Source organism: Pseudomonas sp. CAM1A (genome assembly GCF_047501685.1).
Classification (GTDB): domain Bacteria; phylum Pseudomonadota; class Gammaproteobacteria; order Pseudomonadales; family Pseudomonadaceae; genus Aquipseudomonas.
Map to the genome: position 1 here is coordinate 159,086 of NZ_JBFNXP010000009.1, position 14,436 is coordinate 173,521.

15 protein-coding genes are annotated in these 14,436 nt (G+C 65.3%); 9 read left to right on the forward strand and 6 right to left on the reverse strand.

The features are described from left to right. The first annotated feature begins 4 nt into the window (after nucleotides 1-4). From ABZO33_RS20445 to ABZO33_RS20475, 7 genes are all read left to right on the forward strand, one after another. A complete protein-coding gene (locus ABZO33_RS20445; RefSeq protein ID WP_414537490.1) occupies nucleotides 5-1,339 on the forward strand; it encodes an iron-containing redox enzyme family protein in 1,335 nt (444 codons plus the stop codon). Next, nucleotides 1,339-2,295: a methyltransferase gene (locus tag ABZO33_RS20450; protein ID WP_414537604.1), complete on the forward strand. Its 957-nt coding sequence runs from the start codon at nucleotides 1,339-1,341 to the stop codon at nucleotides 2,293-2,295. Before ABZO33_RS20445 ends, ABZO33_RS20450 begins: the two co-directional genes overlap by 1 nt. Before the next feature lie 4 nt (nucleotides 2,296-2,299). After that, nucleotides 2,300-3,424: a carboxylate-amine ligase gene (locus ABZO33_RS20455; protein ID WP_414537491.1), complete on the forward strand. Its 1,125-nt coding sequence runs from the start codon at nucleotides 2,300-2,302 to the stop codon at nucleotides 3,422-3,424. A 173-nt stretch (nucleotides 3,425-3,597) separates the two neighbouring features. Further along, nucleotides 3,598-4,368 carry an RHS repeat-associated core domain-containing protein gene (locus ABZO33_RS20460; RefSeq protein WP_414537605.1) on the forward strand — a complete coding sequence of 257 codons (771 nt, stop codon included), beginning with the start codon at nucleotides 3,598-3,600 and terminating at the stop codon, nucleotides 4,366-4,368. A 142-nt stretch (nucleotides 4,369-4,510) separates the two neighbouring features. Continuing rightward, nucleotides 4,511-5,416 (forward strand): SDR family oxidoreductase, encoded by a 906-nt coding sequence (locus ABZO33_RS20465; RefSeq protein ID WP_414537492.1) that lies wholly within the window; start codon nucleotides 4,511-4,513, stop codon nucleotides 5,414-5,416. Between the two features lie 81 nt (nucleotides 5,417-5,497). Next, nucleotides 5,498-5,635, forward strand: a complete 138-nt coding sequence (locus ABZO33_RS20470; protein ID WP_414537493.1) for a PSPA7_2676 family Cys-rich small protein — start codon at nucleotides 5,498-5,500, stop codon at nucleotides 5,633-5,635. Between the two features lie 9 nt (nucleotides 5,636-5,644). After that, on the forward strand, nucleotides 5,645-6,481 hold the full coding sequence (locus ABZO33_RS20475) for a Ku protein (RefSeq protein WP_414537494.1): 837 nt from the start codon (nucleotides 5,645-5,647) through the stop codon (nucleotides 6,479-6,481). Between the two features lie 13 nt (nucleotides 6,482-6,494). Here the strand turns inward: ABZO33_RS20475 and ABZO33_RS20480 are convergent, their stop codons facing one another. From ABZO33_RS20480 to ligD, 5 genes are read right to left on the reverse strand one after another with little or no spacing between them, the layout of a single operon-like run. Beyond that, nucleotides 6,495-7,157, reverse strand: coding sequence for a glycosyltransferase (locus tag ABZO33_RS20480; RefSeq protein WP_414537495.1), 663 nt, complete (start codon nucleotides 7,155-7,157; stop codon nucleotides 6,495-6,497). Further along, nucleotides 7,154-7,753 (reverse strand): class I SAM-dependent methyltransferase, encoded by a 600-nt coding sequence (locus ABZO33_RS20485; RefSeq protein ID WP_414537496.1) that lies wholly within the window; start codon nucleotides 7,751-7,753, stop codon nucleotides 7,154-7,156. The genes ABZO33_RS20480 and ABZO33_RS20485 overlap by 4 nt, the downstream gene beginning before the upstream one ends. Nucleotides 7,754-7,763: 10 nt before the next feature. Next, nucleotides 7,764-8,519 carry a PIG-L deacetylase family protein gene (locus tag ABZO33_RS20490; protein WP_414537497.1) on the reverse strand — a complete coding sequence of 252 codons (756 nt, stop codon included), beginning with the start codon at nucleotides 8,517-8,519 and terminating at the stop codon, nucleotides 7,764-7,766. Beyond that, the gene (locus ABZO33_RS20495; RefSeq protein WP_414537498.1) at nucleotides 8,516-9,556 is read right to left on the reverse strand and encodes an acyl-CoA dehydrogenase; all 1,041 of its coding nucleotides are present in this window, start codon (nucleotides 9,554-9,556) and stop codon (nucleotides 8,516-8,518) included. The genes ABZO33_RS20490 and ABZO33_RS20495 overlap by 4 nt, the downstream gene beginning before the upstream one ends. Nucleotides 9,557-9,577: 21 nt before the next feature. Continuing rightward, nucleotides 9,578-12,049, reverse strand: a complete 2,472-nt coding sequence (gene ligD, locus ABZO33_RS20500) for a DNA ligase D (RefSeq protein WP_414537499.1) — start codon at nucleotides 12,047-12,049, stop codon at nucleotides 9,578-9,580. A 155-nt stretch (nucleotides 12,050-12,204) separates the two neighbouring features. On the opposite strand from ligD, the gene ABZO33_RS20505 reads away from it, so the two are divergent. Both ABZO33_RS20505 and ABZO33_RS20510 read left to right on the forward strand, forming a co-directional pair. After that, a complete protein-coding gene (locus ABZO33_RS20505) occupies nucleotides 12,205-12,666 on the forward strand; it encodes a phosphotransferase system, HPr-related protein (RefSeq protein WP_414537500.1) in 462 nt (153 codons plus the stop codon). Then, the gene (locus ABZO33_RS20510; protein WP_414537501.1) at nucleotides 12,666-12,896 is read left to right on the forward strand and encodes a metallothionein; all 231 of its coding nucleotides are present in this window, start codon (nucleotides 12,666-12,668) and stop codon (nucleotides 12,894-12,896) included. Before ABZO33_RS20505 ends, ABZO33_RS20510 begins: the two co-directional genes overlap by 1 nt. A gap of 1,092 nt (nucleotides 12,897-13,988) precedes the next feature. Here the strand turns inward: ABZO33_RS20510 and ABZO33_RS20515 are convergent. Further along, nucleotides 13,989-14,417 carry a hypothetical protein gene (locus tag ABZO33_RS20515; RefSeq protein WP_414537502.1) on the reverse strand — a complete coding sequence of 143 codons (429 nt, stop codon included), beginning with the start codon at nucleotides 14,415-14,417 and terminating at the stop codon, nucleotides 13,989-13,991. Nucleotides 14,418-14,436: the final 19 nt, after the last annotated feature.

A 14,436-nucleotide genomic window follows, 5' to 3' on the forward strand; every position in this document is an offset into this window, starting at 1 on the left:
CGGCATGGTGGCGATGATCCGTGACGGCGTGCGTTGGCAGGCCACGCAGAACATGACCGATGATCTGGCGCACCGCTACCAGGCGCTGCTGGCCGGACGCGATGCCACTGCCGAAGACTGGCTGGAAATACAACTGCGCCGCGTTCGTGAGCGGGACGATGATTTGCCGGACGACCCTGAACAGTTGCCCGAATGGGCCGAAAACCATGCCGCCCAGGTCGCCCACGACCATGCGCATTACCTGCGGCAGCGGCGCGAAGGAGCGCCCCGGCGCTACTTCGCCACCCGCGCCCAGGCCTTGTGGTTCCTGCAGCAGGTCGCGCCGACCAAGGCGGTCGACGGCGCCTGGCTACACGGTACCCTGCGGCACTGGCGCGACCCTCGTTATCACGGGTTGATCCGCACCTTTCTCGAAGAACTGGGCGACGGCGACCCCCGTTGCAACCATGTGCTGATCTACCAGCGCCTGCTCAGCCGCCTGGGGTGCCTGCAAGGGCTGCCACTGGAGCCTTCACGCTTCATGCAGGGCGCCGTGCAATTGGCCCTAGGCCAGCATTGCGAGCGCTTCCTGCCCGAGGTGATCGGCTACAACCTGGGGTATGAACAGCCACCGCTGCACCTGCTGATCACCACCCACGAACTGGCCGAACTGGGTATCGACGCCCACTACTTCCAGTTGCACGTGACCATCGACAACGCCGCCAGCGGCCATGCCCGACGTTCGCTGGAGAGCCTGCGAATGTTGGCGCCAGCGGGCGATGAGGATTTCTATGCGCGTGTCAGGCATGGCTATCGGCTCAACGACCTGGGGCTCGACACGCCCTCGCTGATCGCTAGCTTCGACCTGCAGGGCGAACTGCTCGCCGCGCTGGAGCGCAAGCGCGTGTTCGGCCAGTTCATGCATTCCGATCGCTGTCGCCTGCAAGGGCGAACTATCAACCAGTGGCTTGCCGAGCCGGGGGCGATGGCCGGGTTCCTGGAGGCCCTGCAAGCCCAGGGGTGGATCAAGCGTGACAGCGACCCGATGCAGAGCCGTTTCTGGTCACTGATCAACGGCCCCGGCGCGGCGATGTTCGGCGTGTTCAGTGCCTACGAGAAACAACTGTGGCATGACTGGATCGCCGGCAACTGGCAAGGGGACCTTCCTCGCCGCGTGCCGCCAGGGCAGTGGGAGCAGGCGCTGGCCCTGCAGGCGGAGCCGCCCGGATGGGCCCAGGCGTCGGATATCGCCTCCCTGATCGAGGCCATGGCTGGTAACCGGCACGCCGAACCCGCGGGGCTGCGTGCCACCCGCGACTACATCGCAGCCACCGGGCTGTTCCAGGGAGGGCCGCCGTGATGCAACTCGACCAGAACCAGATCCGTGCCGACGAGGCCTTGTTGCAATTGGGCCGCAGGCTGCATGCCGATAGCTACCGTTTCACCTGCGTCACCCCGGCCACCCAGGCGCGGGTCAACGCCCGACCTCAGGCCCAATGTGCGCATACGCTACGCGATGTATTCGGCTGGAGCCGGCCGTTCCCGGCTTCGCTGATCAGTGGCGACGAGTTGGAACAACTGGGCACGGCCGGCGTGCTGCAGGCGCACGGCGACCTGTGGCGCAGCCGGGTGCGTTGGTCGAGCCTGGACGACCTGCTGCTGGTGCATTCGGCCTGGCCGACGGACAGCAGCGACGCGGTGTTCTTCGGGCCGGACAGCTACCGTTTTGCCCAGCTGATCGAGGATCACCTGCGGCGCAGCCCCCGGCGCGTGCAGCACGCCGTCGATATCGGTTGCGGCAGCGGCATCGGCGCCTTGCTGATTGCCCGCGCCGCGCGTCATGCGCAGGTCAGTGCGCTGGACATCAACCCCCTGGCACTGCGCTACACCGCGGTCAACGCCGCCCTGGCCGGGCTGGCCAATGTCTCGGTCGAGCCCAGCGACCTGCTCACGGGGATCACCGGCACATTCGACCTGATCGTTGCCAACCCGCCCTATATGCTCGATGCCAGCCAGCGCGTCTATCGTCACGGCGGTGGGGCGCTCGGCGCCGACCTGTCGCTGCGTATCGTCGAGCAGGCCTGTGAGCGCCTGGCACCGGGCGGTACATTGCTGCTGTACACCGGAGTGGCGATCGTCGAGGGGCGCGATGCCTTGCTCGAAGCGGTCCGCCTGCGCCTGGCCGGCCCTGACTTGAGCTGGCACTACCGGGAGCTGGATCCGGACGTGTTCGGCGAGCAGTTGCTCGAGCCCGGCTATGAACAGGTCGAGCGCATCGCCGCCGTGGCCCTGACCGTCACCCGCCGCGGCGGATGAGCGCATGGGGCGGCCTTGCACGTTCGGCATCGAGGAAGAGTACCTGCTAGTGGCGCTGGACAGCGGCCGGGTGCTGTCCGCGCCGTCGGCGGCACTGACCCGTCTGTGCCGTGAGGTGCTGGGGGCGTGTTTCGCCGAAGAGATGTTCCGCAGCCAGATCGAACTGGCTTCGCCGGTGTTCGACACGCTACACCAGGCCCGCGCTTTCCTTACCGAGCAACGCCAGCGCCTGAGCCAGGCGCTGGCTGGCGAGGGGGCGGGTCTGTACTGTGCGGCAAGCCACCCCAGCGCCCAGTGGTTGCGCCAGCATCCACGCGCAACCCCGCACTTTCGCCAGTTGTTCGACGACTACCGGCTGGTGGCCAGGCGCAGCCTGTTGAACGGCTTGCACGTGCATGTCGGGGTGCCGCCAGGGCTTGATCGCATGCAGGTGATCAACCGAGTGCTGTACTGGCTGCCCTTGCTGTTGGCGCTCAGCACTTCGTCGCCCTACTGGGGCGGTCAGGACACCGGCTACATGAGCTACCGCCGCGTGGTGTGCGGGGAGTGGCCGCACATGGGCCTGCCAGAACCGCTGCCGGACTGGAGCGCCTACGAGCGTTATCGCGCGCTGTTGCAACGCACCGGCACACTGGCCGAGGACGGCGACTTCTGGTGGGCGATCAGACCCTCGCGGCGGTTTCCTACCGTCGAATTGCGTATCTGCGACGGTTGTCCGCGGCTGGAGGACGCCTTGGCCATCGCCGGCCTGTTTCGCCATCTCGTCGAGCATGCGCAGGGGCGGCACACTGGCACCGCCAGCCGGGAGATGCGCTGGATCACCCAGGAGAACTATTGGCGCGCCCTGCGTCATGGCCGCCAGGGGGTATTCATCGGCATTGAAGAGCAACAACCGGTGAGCGCCGAGGCGTGGTTGGCTCAGCTCCAGGTGCAGTGTCCGGCCGACAGCGCTGATGCCGAACGGGCATTCATGGGGGCTTGGCGAATCTTGCGCGAGGGCACCAGTGCCGACCATCAACGAGAGCTGTTGGCCGCGGCGATAGCTGAAGGCGAAGACAAGGCTGGGGCTCTGCATAGGGTGGTGAAACTGGTGGTTAGCGAGACAGGCGGCGTCGTGCTACATAGATGACAGCAGCTGGGTGGCACCTGATAAAACTGCTAGTTGTGGCGCTTGCCTCCAGCAAGGAAGCTGAGGGCCATTTCTCGCGGAGTAACGCTATGTCTGGGCCATCGGTGGGTCTGTCGCATTCCGAACCTGAGCAAAGCCTGCTTTTGGCAACGGATTCGCTGCGCAGTTGCATGATGACTGCATCGGCCAGGGGGGGCGTTGGTCTCAGCTATACACCGTTCGGCTTTGTCGGGACCCCGCCTGGGACGCCTCCAGCTACCGGATTCGCTGGCGAACGGCGAGAAGCGCCGATGGGTGGGTATTTACTGGGGAGCGGTCATCGCTTTTACAGCCCAGCCTTGATGCGGTTCCATTCAGCCGACAGGGAAAGCCCGTTCCTGGCTGGTGGCATCAATGCTTATGCCTATTGCCTTGGTGATCCGGTGAACATGTGCGACCCCTCTGGCCATGCCCCCATTCGAGTCGGCGTGGCGCGGCCACAGGAGAGGGTTGTCCAAGGGCCCTCCCTGGACGGCATGCCCATGAGGAGACCCAACGGAGATTCAGGTTTGGTTCACCGGCCCATTGGTGCTCGCCAACAGTCCATCGTTCGACCGCTGAATCCTCCAGCACAGGAGTCGGTAACGAGGTCAGTGAGCGCTCCCGTCTCTGAGGACCTGGGCATGTGGAACCAGGCAACCGGAAGCTTTGAGCCGCGCCGGCCTTTACCTGGGGCAGTCATGCCTGCGACGAATGGGCGGATTGAGACTGTTTCCATGGAAGATACGTCGGCAACCAGACCGCGCCCAACTGCCACGGTGGCACCTCAAGTTCGGCAGCCCGCGCCAGGGGATATCGATGAGGCGCCTTCGATGTCTGTGAACCTGGGTATGTGGAACGGCTCAAGTTTCGTCCCACCCAGTGTTACTGCAACTTCGCAGAGGCTCCGTGATGCAAATGGTTGACCCGCTAGTGAGCTGGTTTCAGCCTTACCTTCTGTCGCTGTCGTTGTAGATCAATGCAAACTAACGTTCTGCGGGCGCTCTCGAAAAGTGGCGGGGTCCATAACCGGGCCCGTACCGCCAACCTTGAGCAGGAGTCCAGCCCATGTCTGGTAAGCCGCAAGACCAGTTCACCCTGCAGAACCCGCTGACCCAATATCCGCATCCGCCATTTCCCGCCCAGCATCAATCTGCCCCAGGCCTGGATGCGCACATGCAACCCAAGCCTGACCACGGCGAAACCACTTACAAGGGCTTTGGCCGCCTGGCCGGCCGGCGCGCCCTGATCACCGGCGCCGATTCGGGTATCGGCCGGGCCGTGGCCATTGCCTTCGCCCGGGAGGGCGCCGACATCGCCCTCAATTATTTGCCGACCGAGGAGCGCGACGCCCGCGAAGTGGTGCAGCTTATCGAGGCCGAGGGGCGCAAGGCCGTGGCGTTGCCCGGTGACCTCAAGGATCCGCGCTTTTGCAGCCAGCTGGTCGACCAGGCCCATGAACGGCTTGGCGGGCTCGACATCCTGGTCAACGTCGCCGGCAAGCAGGAGGCGCGCAAGGAGATCGGGCAGATCACCCACGAGCAGTTCGACCATACGTTGAAGACCAACGTCTATGCGTTGTTCTGGTTGTGCCAGGCCGCCGTGCCGCTGATGCCGGCCGGGGCGACCATCATCAACACGGCTTCGATCCAGTCCTACCAGCCATCGGCCGCGCTGCTCGACTACGCCACCACCAAGGCCGCCATCGTCGCCTTCACCAAGGCCCTGGCCAAGCAGGTGATCGAGCGCGGTATCCGGGTCAACGCGGTGGCCCCCGGGCCAATCTGGACCGTGCTGCAGCCCAGCGGCGGCCAGCCACCGGAGAAGATCCCCGACTTCGGCGGGCACACGCCGATGAAGCGCCCGGGCCAGCCCGCCGAGTGCGCGCCGTTGTACGTGCTGCTGGCCAGCCAGGAGTCGAGCTACATCACCGGCGAGACTTTCGGCGTCACCGGGGGCAATCCGTTGCCGTAGGGCAAAGCCGAATAAACCTTCCGCGCGCCGCGCAGTCAGTCCTTGTAAGCGCCCCGTCAATGTGGGCCAGGGAGGTGGCTGATGAAACTCGTCTGCCTGCTGCGTGGCTGCCAATGGCGCAGCCTGCTGAACCGTGAAGTCGCCGGGCTCGAATGCCAATGCTGCGAACGCTGTGGCGCGTTGCGCTACAGCCAGCCCGGCCTGTCCTCGAACGCATAGGAGCCAGCCATGGCCAGGGCTATCTGGAAAGGCGCGATCAGTTTTGGTCTGGTGCACATCCCGGTGTCCCTCAACACCGCCGTGCGCAGCGAGCGGGTGGATTTCGACTGGCTGGACAAGCGCAGCATGGAGCCGGTCGGCTACAAGCGGGTGAACAAGGTCAGCGGCAAGGAAATCGACAAGGAAAACACCGTCAAGGGCGTGGAGTACGAGAAAGGCCGCTATGTGGTGATCAGCGAGGAAGAAATCCGCAAGGCCCGGCCCGAAGCGACCCAGACCATCGATATCTTCTCGTTCGTCGAGGCCGGCGAGATCCCCCTGCAACAGTTCGACACGCCGTATTACCTGAGCCCGGACCGCCGGGGCGGCAGGGTCTATGCCTTGCTCCGCGAGACATTGGAGAGCACCGGCAAGGTGGCCTTGGCCACGGTTGTGCTGCACACCCGCCAGCACCTGGCATTGCTGCGCCCGCTTGATGAAGCGCTGGTGATGATCACCCTGCGCTGGCCGGAGGAGGTGCGCGGGCTGGAAACGCTGGAACTGGACAAGAGCGTGACCGACAGCAAGGTCGACAAGCGCGAACTGGACATGGCCAAGCGCCTGGTCGAGGACATGAGCGGGCCATGGAAGCCCGATGAATACCACGACGCGTTTCGCCAGACCATTCTCGACCTGGTCGAGGAAAAGGCCAGCAAGGGCAAGATCGAGACCGTGGAGAAAGGCGAGGGCGCCACGGCGGAAAAGGGCGCGGACATCATCGACCTCACCGAACTGCTCAAGCGCAGCCTGGGTGGCAAGACCAAGGCCAAGAAACCGGCGGCGAAACGCCCGCGCAAGGCGTCGTGATCCGAACGCCGGTCTACAGGATCTGGCCTTCCAGTCCGCTGAGGTAATCGCCGAATCCCTGCCGCGCCCGGCTGTCCCTGCGGCTGCTGGTCGCCACGCTGTGCCTGGCGGTCCAGACAATCTGCGCGCCGATGGCCTCCAGTGCCAGCACCAGTTGCACATCCTCGTGGGCCGGCAGCGGCTGGAAGCCGCCGACCTTGGCATAGGCCTTGGCGCACACCCCAAGGTTGGCGCCGTGGATATGCCGGTGGCCTTCCGTTGCCTGGTAGCGGCTGTGGTACAGCTGACGCAAGGCGACGCCCTGCCAAGGTTGCCAGCGCTCGATATGTACCGTGCCGCACACCGCGTCGGCATGCCATTGCAGCTGCGACAGCAGCCAGTGGCCAGGCACGCGGCTGTCGGCGTCGGTGAATGCCAGCCACTGGGCGCCGCGCTCGATCATCCACGCCGCCCCCAGGCGGCGGGCGATGCCGACATTGCCGGCCTCCAGCGCCAGCGTGTGCACGCCATGGCGCCGGGCGATGCGCGCGCTGGCGTCGGTACAGCGATCAAGCACCACCAACACCTCAACCTCCAGGCCTGCGGCTTCGGCCCGCGCAGCTGCCATCCGCACGGCGTTCAGGCAATGGCCGAGGCGCCGGGCCTCGTTATGGGCGGGAATGATCACCGCGATCATGGGCAGGTCTCGTCCAAGTCGACCACCCGGGGCTGGCACGACCAGTATTCGAGCAGGAAGTCCGCCTCTTCATGGCGCAACAGCGGATACAGCGGCAGGTGCCTGGCCAACAGGGCGTGCACCTGGCCACCGTCCTGGGGGCAGCCGGCAATCGGATGGCGCCAGTGGCAGGCCAGCAATCCGCCGTCGCCAGCCAGGCAGGCCACTGACTGTTCGATTACCTGCAACCAGTCGGTGGGGTCGAGGTAGTAGCCGATCTCGCTGAGCACAATCAGGTCGAACTGCCCGCCCGGCCAATCGCCCGGCAGGTGCCCCTGTTCGACGCGGGCATGCTCGACACCTGCCAGGCGTTGACGGGCCAGCCTGACGGCAGTGGCGTCGATGTCATGGCACAGCAGGCTGGCGCAGCGCTCGGCCAGCAGCACGCTAAGTTCGCCGTTGGCGCAGGCCGGCTCGAACACCCGGCCATAGCACTGGCTGGGCAGGCTGGCCATCGCCAGGTCGCGCTTGCGGCGTTCGTACCAGCGGGTACGAAAAGCCCATGGATCGTCGTTGCCGGCATACAGGTCGGCGAAATACTGCGCGTCGAGGCTCATGACGACTCCATTACAGGAAGACCAGTTCGAAAGGCTGCAACAGGCAGGCCTGCAGGGTGACGGGCAGCACCGGAGGATGCTCGCCGTCGGGCTGCAACTGGCTGGCGTGGGCGGCCAGGGCCTGGCGTTTGCGCGCCAGGCGGGTGTCGTCGAGCTGTAGCCGATGGGCCTGGGGCCAGGGCAGGCGCGGGTCATCGGGCGTCGCCCAATGCCACGCCCACACCGGCGCCTCGGCCAATTGCACCCGGCGGGCCTGGGCCGCCTGGGCAGCGGCGCGGCCGGCCGCTTCGTGGTCGCAGTGGCCGTCACCGCGCCAGGTGGTCAGCAGCAGGTCGTCCGGTTCGAGCAGTTGCTCCAGGTAGTTGGCCAGGAACGCTTGGTCGCGGGGCAGGGCGCCGTCCTTGAGGTTCAGGCGCCGCCAGTCCAGGCGGTTTAGGTCCAGCTCCAGCTGTTGCAGGGCGTGCCGGCTTTCCTGGGGGCGCTGGTGGCGCAGACGGTGCTCGGTCCAGTGGGTGGAATGAGGATGGCTGCCTTCGCCGTTGGTGGCGGAAATCAGCACGAGGTCCTGCTCGCGTCCGTGGAAACCGGCCAGCAGTCCGCCGGCCATGAGGATTTCATCGTCCGGGTGGGGGGCCAGCAACACCAGGCGCCGGCCGGGTGGACAGAGCTGTTCGGGCTTGAGCCACTTGGCCCGGGCCAGGTGCGCGGATTGCTGCCAGTCGCGCCAAGGGGTGCCGGCAGCCGCCTGGATACGGTTCTCGCTCATAGCTGCCAGGCCCCCGCCGGCATGCCGGTCACCTGCCTGCCCAGTTCGGCGAGGTCGCGTTCGGCATGGCTCTGGCGCAGGTACACGGGCAGGTCGGCGCTGAGCCGGGCGAAATGACTGCTGCGGCAGAAGGGTGTGGCACCCAACGCCCTGCCGACGTGGTGAATCACCTGCTCGACAGCCTGTTCGACCTGGGCGCGGCAGCGGCGTACTTCGAAGCTGGCGTCGGCATGAGGCTGCTGGTCGATCCAGGCGGCGCATTCGCGAAGGGCGGCGCGGGCGCCGTACAAGGCAGCATCCACCGCCCCCAGATGGGCATCGGCGTGCGGATCGGGCCGTGGCTTGCGGCAATGCTCGCGCAGGTAGTCGGCCAGGGCCTCGGCCGCGCCGTACCAGCAGGCGGCGATGCCGGCGCCGCCATGCCAGAACCCTGGGCGGGCCAGGTATTGCCCGGGCAGGCCGATGGCCAATCCGGGCGAGTCGTCGAACTCGATGGCGACGCTGGTGGTGGTGGCCATGCCCACCGCCTGCCACTGATCAGCCTGGATGCGCTGGCTGGGGTGCGACAATTCGATGGCCACCAGTTGCGGCTGGTCATTCTCCCAGGCGGTGATCAGTGCCCGGTCGATCTGCAGCGCACCGGAGCACCAGGCCTTACGCCCTTGCAGGCGTACCTGCCGGTCGTGCCGCTCGACGATACGGGCACGGGCGTCCGGCGGCTCAGCAGCCCACACGCCCCAGATCCCGTCCTGGGCGTGGTGGGCGGCGCCGCATTCGGCGAGGATCGCCAAGGCATCGGTATGGCCTTCATAAAGCTTGGCCAGGGTCAGGTCGCAACCGGCGACCCGCGCGAGCGTCTGCCAGCGCTTGAGGGTCTGGCCCTGGCCGGGCAGGGGCAACAGGTCGAGGTGGTCGGCCAGCATGGCCTGCAGCAGTTCCGGCAGCAAGGTGTCGAGGTCGATGGCCTGCGGGCGGGCGCCGAAGCGGCGCAGTAGGCGGTCGAGGTTGGTCAGGTCGAAGTCCTGGACGATGCTCATGAGTACGTTCCCCCTTTGGCCTCAGTCGATGCCCAGCTGTTTGCGCATGCGCACGGTGATGGACTGCCGGGTCTTGGCCATGTCCGCCCAAGGGTCGTCCACCTCGGCCAGCCGCGCCTGCAGATTGCCGATGTGCCACTGGTTGGCGCCCTTGAGCTGGGTCAGCTCTTCGCGCCAGATCGGCACCGACACCGGCAATCCCTCGCGGGCACGCAGCGAATACGCCGCGACCGTGGTGGCGCCCTTGCCGTTGCGCAGGTAGTCGATGAAGATTCGCCCGACCCGGTTGCGGGGGCCTGAGACGGCGCTGAGCCGATCCGGGAACAGGCCCGCCATATGCTCGACGAGGGCATGGCTGAAGTCCTTCACTTCGTCCCAACCGGCGCGGCGGGTCAGTGGCACCACCAGGTGCATGCCTTTGCCGCCGCTGGTCTTGAGGAACACCTTCAGGCCCAGCTCATCGAGCAGGGTGAGGGTCAGCTGGGTAGCTTCGAGCATGGCTTTCCAGGGCAGTGCCGGATCGGGGTCAAGGTCGAGGACGAAGCGGTCGGGCTTGTCGAAATCCTTGTCTGTGGCGTTCCAGGTGTGCAGCTCGAGCATGTTCATCTGCACCGCGCCCAACAGGCTGTCGGCGCGGTTGAGCACCATCGCCGCCTGGCCAGCCTGGGCCTTGCTGTAGCTGCGCACCACCGGAATGTGCAGCTGGCCGGCGTTCTTCTGGAAGAACAGTTCGCCGCTCAGCCCGTCCGGTGCCCGCACCAGCGCCACGGGACGGTCCTTTAGCTGCGGCAGCAGCCAGTCGGCGACCTGGGCGTAGTACTCGGCAACCTGGCGCTTGGTGGTGCCGGTGCTGGCGTCGACCACACGGTCGGGGTGGGTCAGACGCAGGCTGCCGAGGGCCTCGGCGGGTGGCTGCGCGGCGCGCTTGGCGGGCATGGCTCGCTCCAGGTCGATGGCGGTGGCGGGTTTGTCGTCGCGCAGGCCGTGGAACACCGAGTGGCGCACGATGCCTTCGCGGGTCATCTGGGCGTAGGCGACTTCGGCCAGCAATTGCGGCTTGAGCCAGTGCACGCCACGAGCCTCGGCGCCACGGGGTGGTTTGGGCAAGTCCGGCTTGTCGACCTCCAGGGGCTTGAGGCGCGCATGCAGGCTGTCCAGCGTGGTGGCGCTGAATCCGGTGCCGACCTTGCCGGCATAGCGCAGCTGGCCGCTGTCGGGGTCGTGCAGGGCCAGCAGCAGGGCGCCGAAGGCGTTGCGGCTGCCTTTGGGATCGGTGTAGCCGACGATCACGAACTCCTGGCGCTGCTTGCACTTGAGCTTGATCCAGTCACTGCTGCGCCGGCCCATATAGGGGCTGTCGGCGCGTTTGCCGATCAGGCCTTCGAGCTTCAGGCGGCAGGCGCTGTCGAGCAGCGACTCGACCGGCTCGGTGAAGTCGGCGGAGAATTTGAGGAGGTCCGAGGACGTGTTTTCGAGCAGCCGGGCCAGGGTGGCGCGTCGCGCCTGCAGCGGTAGTGGGCGAAGGTCCTCGCCACCCAGGTAGGGCAGGTCGAACAGGTAATAGGTGATGCGTTCGTCGTGCTCGGTGTCGAAGGCGTTCTGCAAGGACTGGAAGTCGGCCACGCCCTGGTCGTCGACCACCACCATCTCGCCATCGAGCCAGGCCGAATCGAGCCCCAGCGCTTTCAAGGCCTCGACCTGGCGCGGCATCTTCGCACTCCAGTCGTGGCCATTACGGGTGAACAGGCGCACATCCTCGCCCTCGATGCGGGCGAGGATGCGGTAGCCGTCGAACTTGACTTCGTAGTGCCAGTCACCGCTGGGCGGCGAATCCACCAGGGTGGCGAGTTGCGGCTGGAGCCTGTCCGGCAGGGCGACGGGGCCGGCCTTGCCCTTGGGTTTGCTGGACGTGGCTGTCTTGGCGGGCCGGCGCGGCGCCAGGGTGCGGTCGCTCAGCACACTGTCCGGCAGGGCTTCGACGATGCGGTAATCCGTTTCGCTGCGGGCCTGGCCATCGTGGGACTTGACCAGCATCCACTGCTCCTTCTTGCCGGCCAGGTGGGTGCGGAACAGATTCCAGACACCTGACAGTTTTTCGCCTTGCAGGCGAAAACGCAGCTTGCCCTTGGCGTAGGCCTCGCGAGGGTCGCCCTCAGGCTCCCAGATACCCCGATCCCAGACGATCACGTCACCGGCGCCGTAGTGGCCTTCGGGGATGTTGCCTTCGAAGTCGGCGTAGTCCAGCGGGTGATCCTCCACATGCACCGCCAGGCGGCGGACCTTGGGGTCGAGCGAGGGGCCCTTGGGGATCGCCCAGCTTTTCAAGGTGCCATCGAGTTCCAGACGAAAGTCGTAGTGCAGATGGCTGGCGTCGTGTTTCTGGATGCAGAACTGCAAGGCATGGGCCTTGCCCGTGCGGCCGCGTTTGCCGGCAGGCTCGGGCGTGGCGTTGAAGTCGCGCTTGCGCTGGTACTCCTGCAGGGGCTTGGCCATGGCGGGCTCCGAAACGGTTCGCGGGTCTCTAGGTTGGGAGGCGAGGGGCCGGGCGGAGTTCAAAAAAAGCGAGGGCGAGTGCTCTGTGCAGAAACTCTGAATCATTGCCTGGCAGGGGCAGTCGACCGAATGAGCCCACAAATCGGAGAGCGATCATGCCCATTCCCGAAGACCCCAAGCCGACGGTCGAGATCGACGACACGCAAGACCGCATGGGCAGTGTCCATGAACTGGATTTCAGCGAACGCCGCGATGAGCGCCGGGGCCGTATTGGCGACGAGCGACCGGCGCGGGAGGTAGAGGAGGAATATCCACCGAGACGTGTTGCCGAAAGTGGCATGACCGGTGGCGAGGCGCTGAGTGACAGCCTGCACGAGGACAATGTCACCCTCGATGACCTGAGCCCTGACACGCTGCTGGACGAGACCGGTGCCCGCGATCCGGATGAGCCGGGCATGGCGGGCGGTCCGGCGGACAAGACCCTGCGTCATGTCGAGGCCCACGAGATCGGTGGCGGCATCGGCCTGGACGAGGCCGAACTGGCCCGCTCGGCGCCGCTGGACGGCGAGCCGTGGACCGACGAGGTCACCCCTGAAAACGAGCGGAGAGAACGCTGATGAACGAGCAACGTTGTTCTTGCAACCACTGTTCCTGCACCGTGGATGGCAATGCCGTGGTCCAGGATGGCAAGGCTTACTGCTGCGAGGCGTGCGCGACGGGGCATCGTGAGGGTGAGCCCTGTCGCATGGGGGATTGCAAATGTGGGGAGGTGAGTCAGCCGAAGGAGAGTAATGTCGATAATGCGTTAGATGAAACTTTCCCGGCCAGTGATCCTATTTCGCCTTGATATTCTTTTATACAGCAGCCCTGTCATTGACTAATTAGACAATAGGGCTGCTGCTCACTAAAGCTACATATATTCACTCACACTAAAAACTTTCGCTCTTGCTCTTGCTCTTGCTCTTGCTCTTGCTTCTAAGTGCGCGATATGTCAGGCGACACAAGTTGCGACTTCAGGAGGCCGAACGCAGGTCTTGCGGAGGGAGGTGACGGGCATGGATGCCCGTCAAGCGCTGCGCCCCAGGATGGGGCGTTCAGCGCGGTCCTCCCGGGAGCAAGGCCGGAGTGAGGGGACCCCGGAGCGAAGCGTAGGGGGATGGGGCGTTCAGCGCGGTCCTCCCGGGAGCAAGGCCGGAGTGAGGGGACCCCGGAGCGAAGCGTAGGGGCCGGATGATGGAGCGAGGATTTTTTGGTGACTTTTTGATCCTTCAAAAAGTTACCCGCCGTAAGGGCGGAAAGGTGATTATGCGTCACCATCGTAAATGAATGCGCATATAACTTTCAAAACGCACACTGTGTAAGTCAAAGTCAAAGTCAAAGTCAAAGTCAAAGTCAAAGTCAAAGTCAAAGTCAAAGTCAAAGTCAAAGTCAAAGTCAAAGTCAAAGTCAAAGTCAAAGTCAAAGTCAAAGTCAAAGTCAAAGTCAATCGGCATCGGTTTTTATAGTTGTAAGCGCATTCATTTACGATGTCGACGCGCACTCACCTTTTCGCCCTTACGGCGAGTCACTTTTTGTCAAACGCCCGGAGCGCCGGCCGGACAAAAGTAACCAAAAAACGCTGCGCTCCATTCATCCGGCCCTCCGCTTCGCTCCGGGTCCCCTCACTCCGGCCTTGCTCCCGGGAGGACCGCGCTGAACGCCCCATCCTGGGGCGCAGCGCTTGACGGGCATCCATGCCCGTCACCTCCCTTCGCAAGACCTCCGTTCGGCCTCCTGAAGTCGCGAAGTTACGGGCGGCGCCTGGGCTGACGCAGCTGTCGCTAGCTGGGTAGGGCGCTAGACTCCTGAACGGCAACGGCAACGGCAACGGCAACGGCAACGGCAACGGCAACGGCAACGGCAACGGCAACGGCAACGGCAACGGCCCCACGCGTTCGCGTCAATGCGTCTGCCAGATCCCATTGCTACGTTCGCAATCACTGCGCGCCTGCCCCAGGCTCGGGGTGTCGTAGTAGTAGGTGATGATCCGCGCATCCTTGGGCACCGCCGGCCGGGTAGAGGGCTCGCCGCGCCCTGCGGCATCAGGATTGGCCAGGGTCTCCTGGGTCAGCGGGGCGATGCAGCTGCCCACGCTGCCATCGGCGCATCGCTCGACCTTGCGTTTCTGGCTGTTGAGCATCTCCTTGCTCTCGTTGCTGCACGACCAGGCAATCGCTTCGGCCGGCATGTTGACGTAGCTGTAGCAGGTGTGCTGCTGTACCGGCTTGACCGCCTCGCTGGACGAGCGGGTGACCACGTCGCAACCCTCGGCCAGCACCTGCCCGCTGAGCAGGCTGGCCAGCAATGCCACACACAGAATGAACCGCATGACGTACCTCCCGGGCCCA

What these genes read in the sequence shown, in the direction of transcription:
- ABZO33_RS20480 (WP_414537495.1), bottom strand. Translation starts at nt 7,157, where the DNA reads ATGATCGCGGTGATCATTCCCGCCCATAACGAGGCCCGGCGCCTCGGC.
- ABZO33_RS20505 (WP_414537500.1), top strand. Translation starts at nt 12,205, where the DNA reads ATGCCCATTCCCGAAGACCCCAAGCCGACGGTCGAGATCGACGACACG.
- ABZO33_RS20515 (WP_414537502.1), bottom strand. Translation starts at nt 14,417, where the DNA reads ATGCGGTTCATTCTGTGTGTGGCATTGCTGGCCAGCCTGCTCAGCGGG.
- ABZO33_RS20475 (WP_414537494.1), top strand. Translation starts at nt 5,645, where the DNA reads ATGGCCAGGGCTATCTGGAAAGGCGCGATCAGTTTTGGTCTGGTGCAC.
- ABZO33_RS20465 (WP_414537492.1), top strand. Translation starts at nt 4,511, where the DNA reads ATGTCTGGTAAGCCGCAAGACCAGTTCACCCTGCAGAACCCGCTGACC.
- ABZO33_RS20450 (WP_414537604.1), top strand. Translation starts at nt 1,339, where the DNA reads ATGCAACTCGACCAGAACCAGATCCGTGCCGACGAGGCCTTGTTGCAA.
- ABZO33_RS20445 (WP_414537490.1), top strand. Translation starts at nt 5, where the DNA reads ATGGTGGCGATGATCCGTGACGGCGTGCGTTGGCAGGCCACGCAGAAC.
- ligD (WP_414537499.1), bottom strand. Translation starts at nt 12,049, where the DNA reads ATGGCCAAGCCCCTGCAGGAGTACCAGCGCAAGCGCGACTTCAACGCC.
- ABZO33_RS20455 (WP_414537491.1), top strand. Translation starts at nt 2,300, where the DNA reads ATGGGGCGGCCTTGCACGTTCGGCATCGAGGAAGAGTACCTGCTAGTG.
- ABZO33_RS20510 (WP_414537501.1), top strand. Translation starts at nt 12,666, where the DNA reads ATGAACGAGCAACGTTGTTCTTGCAACCACTGTTCCTGCACCGTGGAT.
- ABZO33_RS20495 (WP_414537498.1), bottom strand. Translation starts at nt 9,556, where the DNA reads ATGAGCATCGTCCAGGACTTCGACCTGACCAACCTCGACCGCCTACTG.
- ABZO33_RS20485 (WP_414537496.1), bottom strand. Translation starts at nt 7,753, where the DNA reads ATGAGCCTCGACGCGCAGTATTTCGCCGACCTGTATGCCGGCAACGAC.
- ABZO33_RS20460 (WP_414537605.1), top strand. Translation starts at nt 3,598, where the DNA reads ATGACTGCATCGGCCAGGGGGGGCGTTGGTCTCAGCTATACACCGTTC.
- ABZO33_RS20490 (WP_414537497.1), bottom strand. Translation starts at nt 8,519, where the DNA reads ATGAGCGAGAACCGTATCCAGGCGGCTGCCGGCACCCCTTGGCGCGAC.
- ABZO33_RS20470 (WP_414537493.1), top strand. Translation starts at nt 5,498, where the DNA reads ATGAAACTCGTCTGCCTGCTGCGTGGCTGCCAATGGCGCAGCCTGCTG.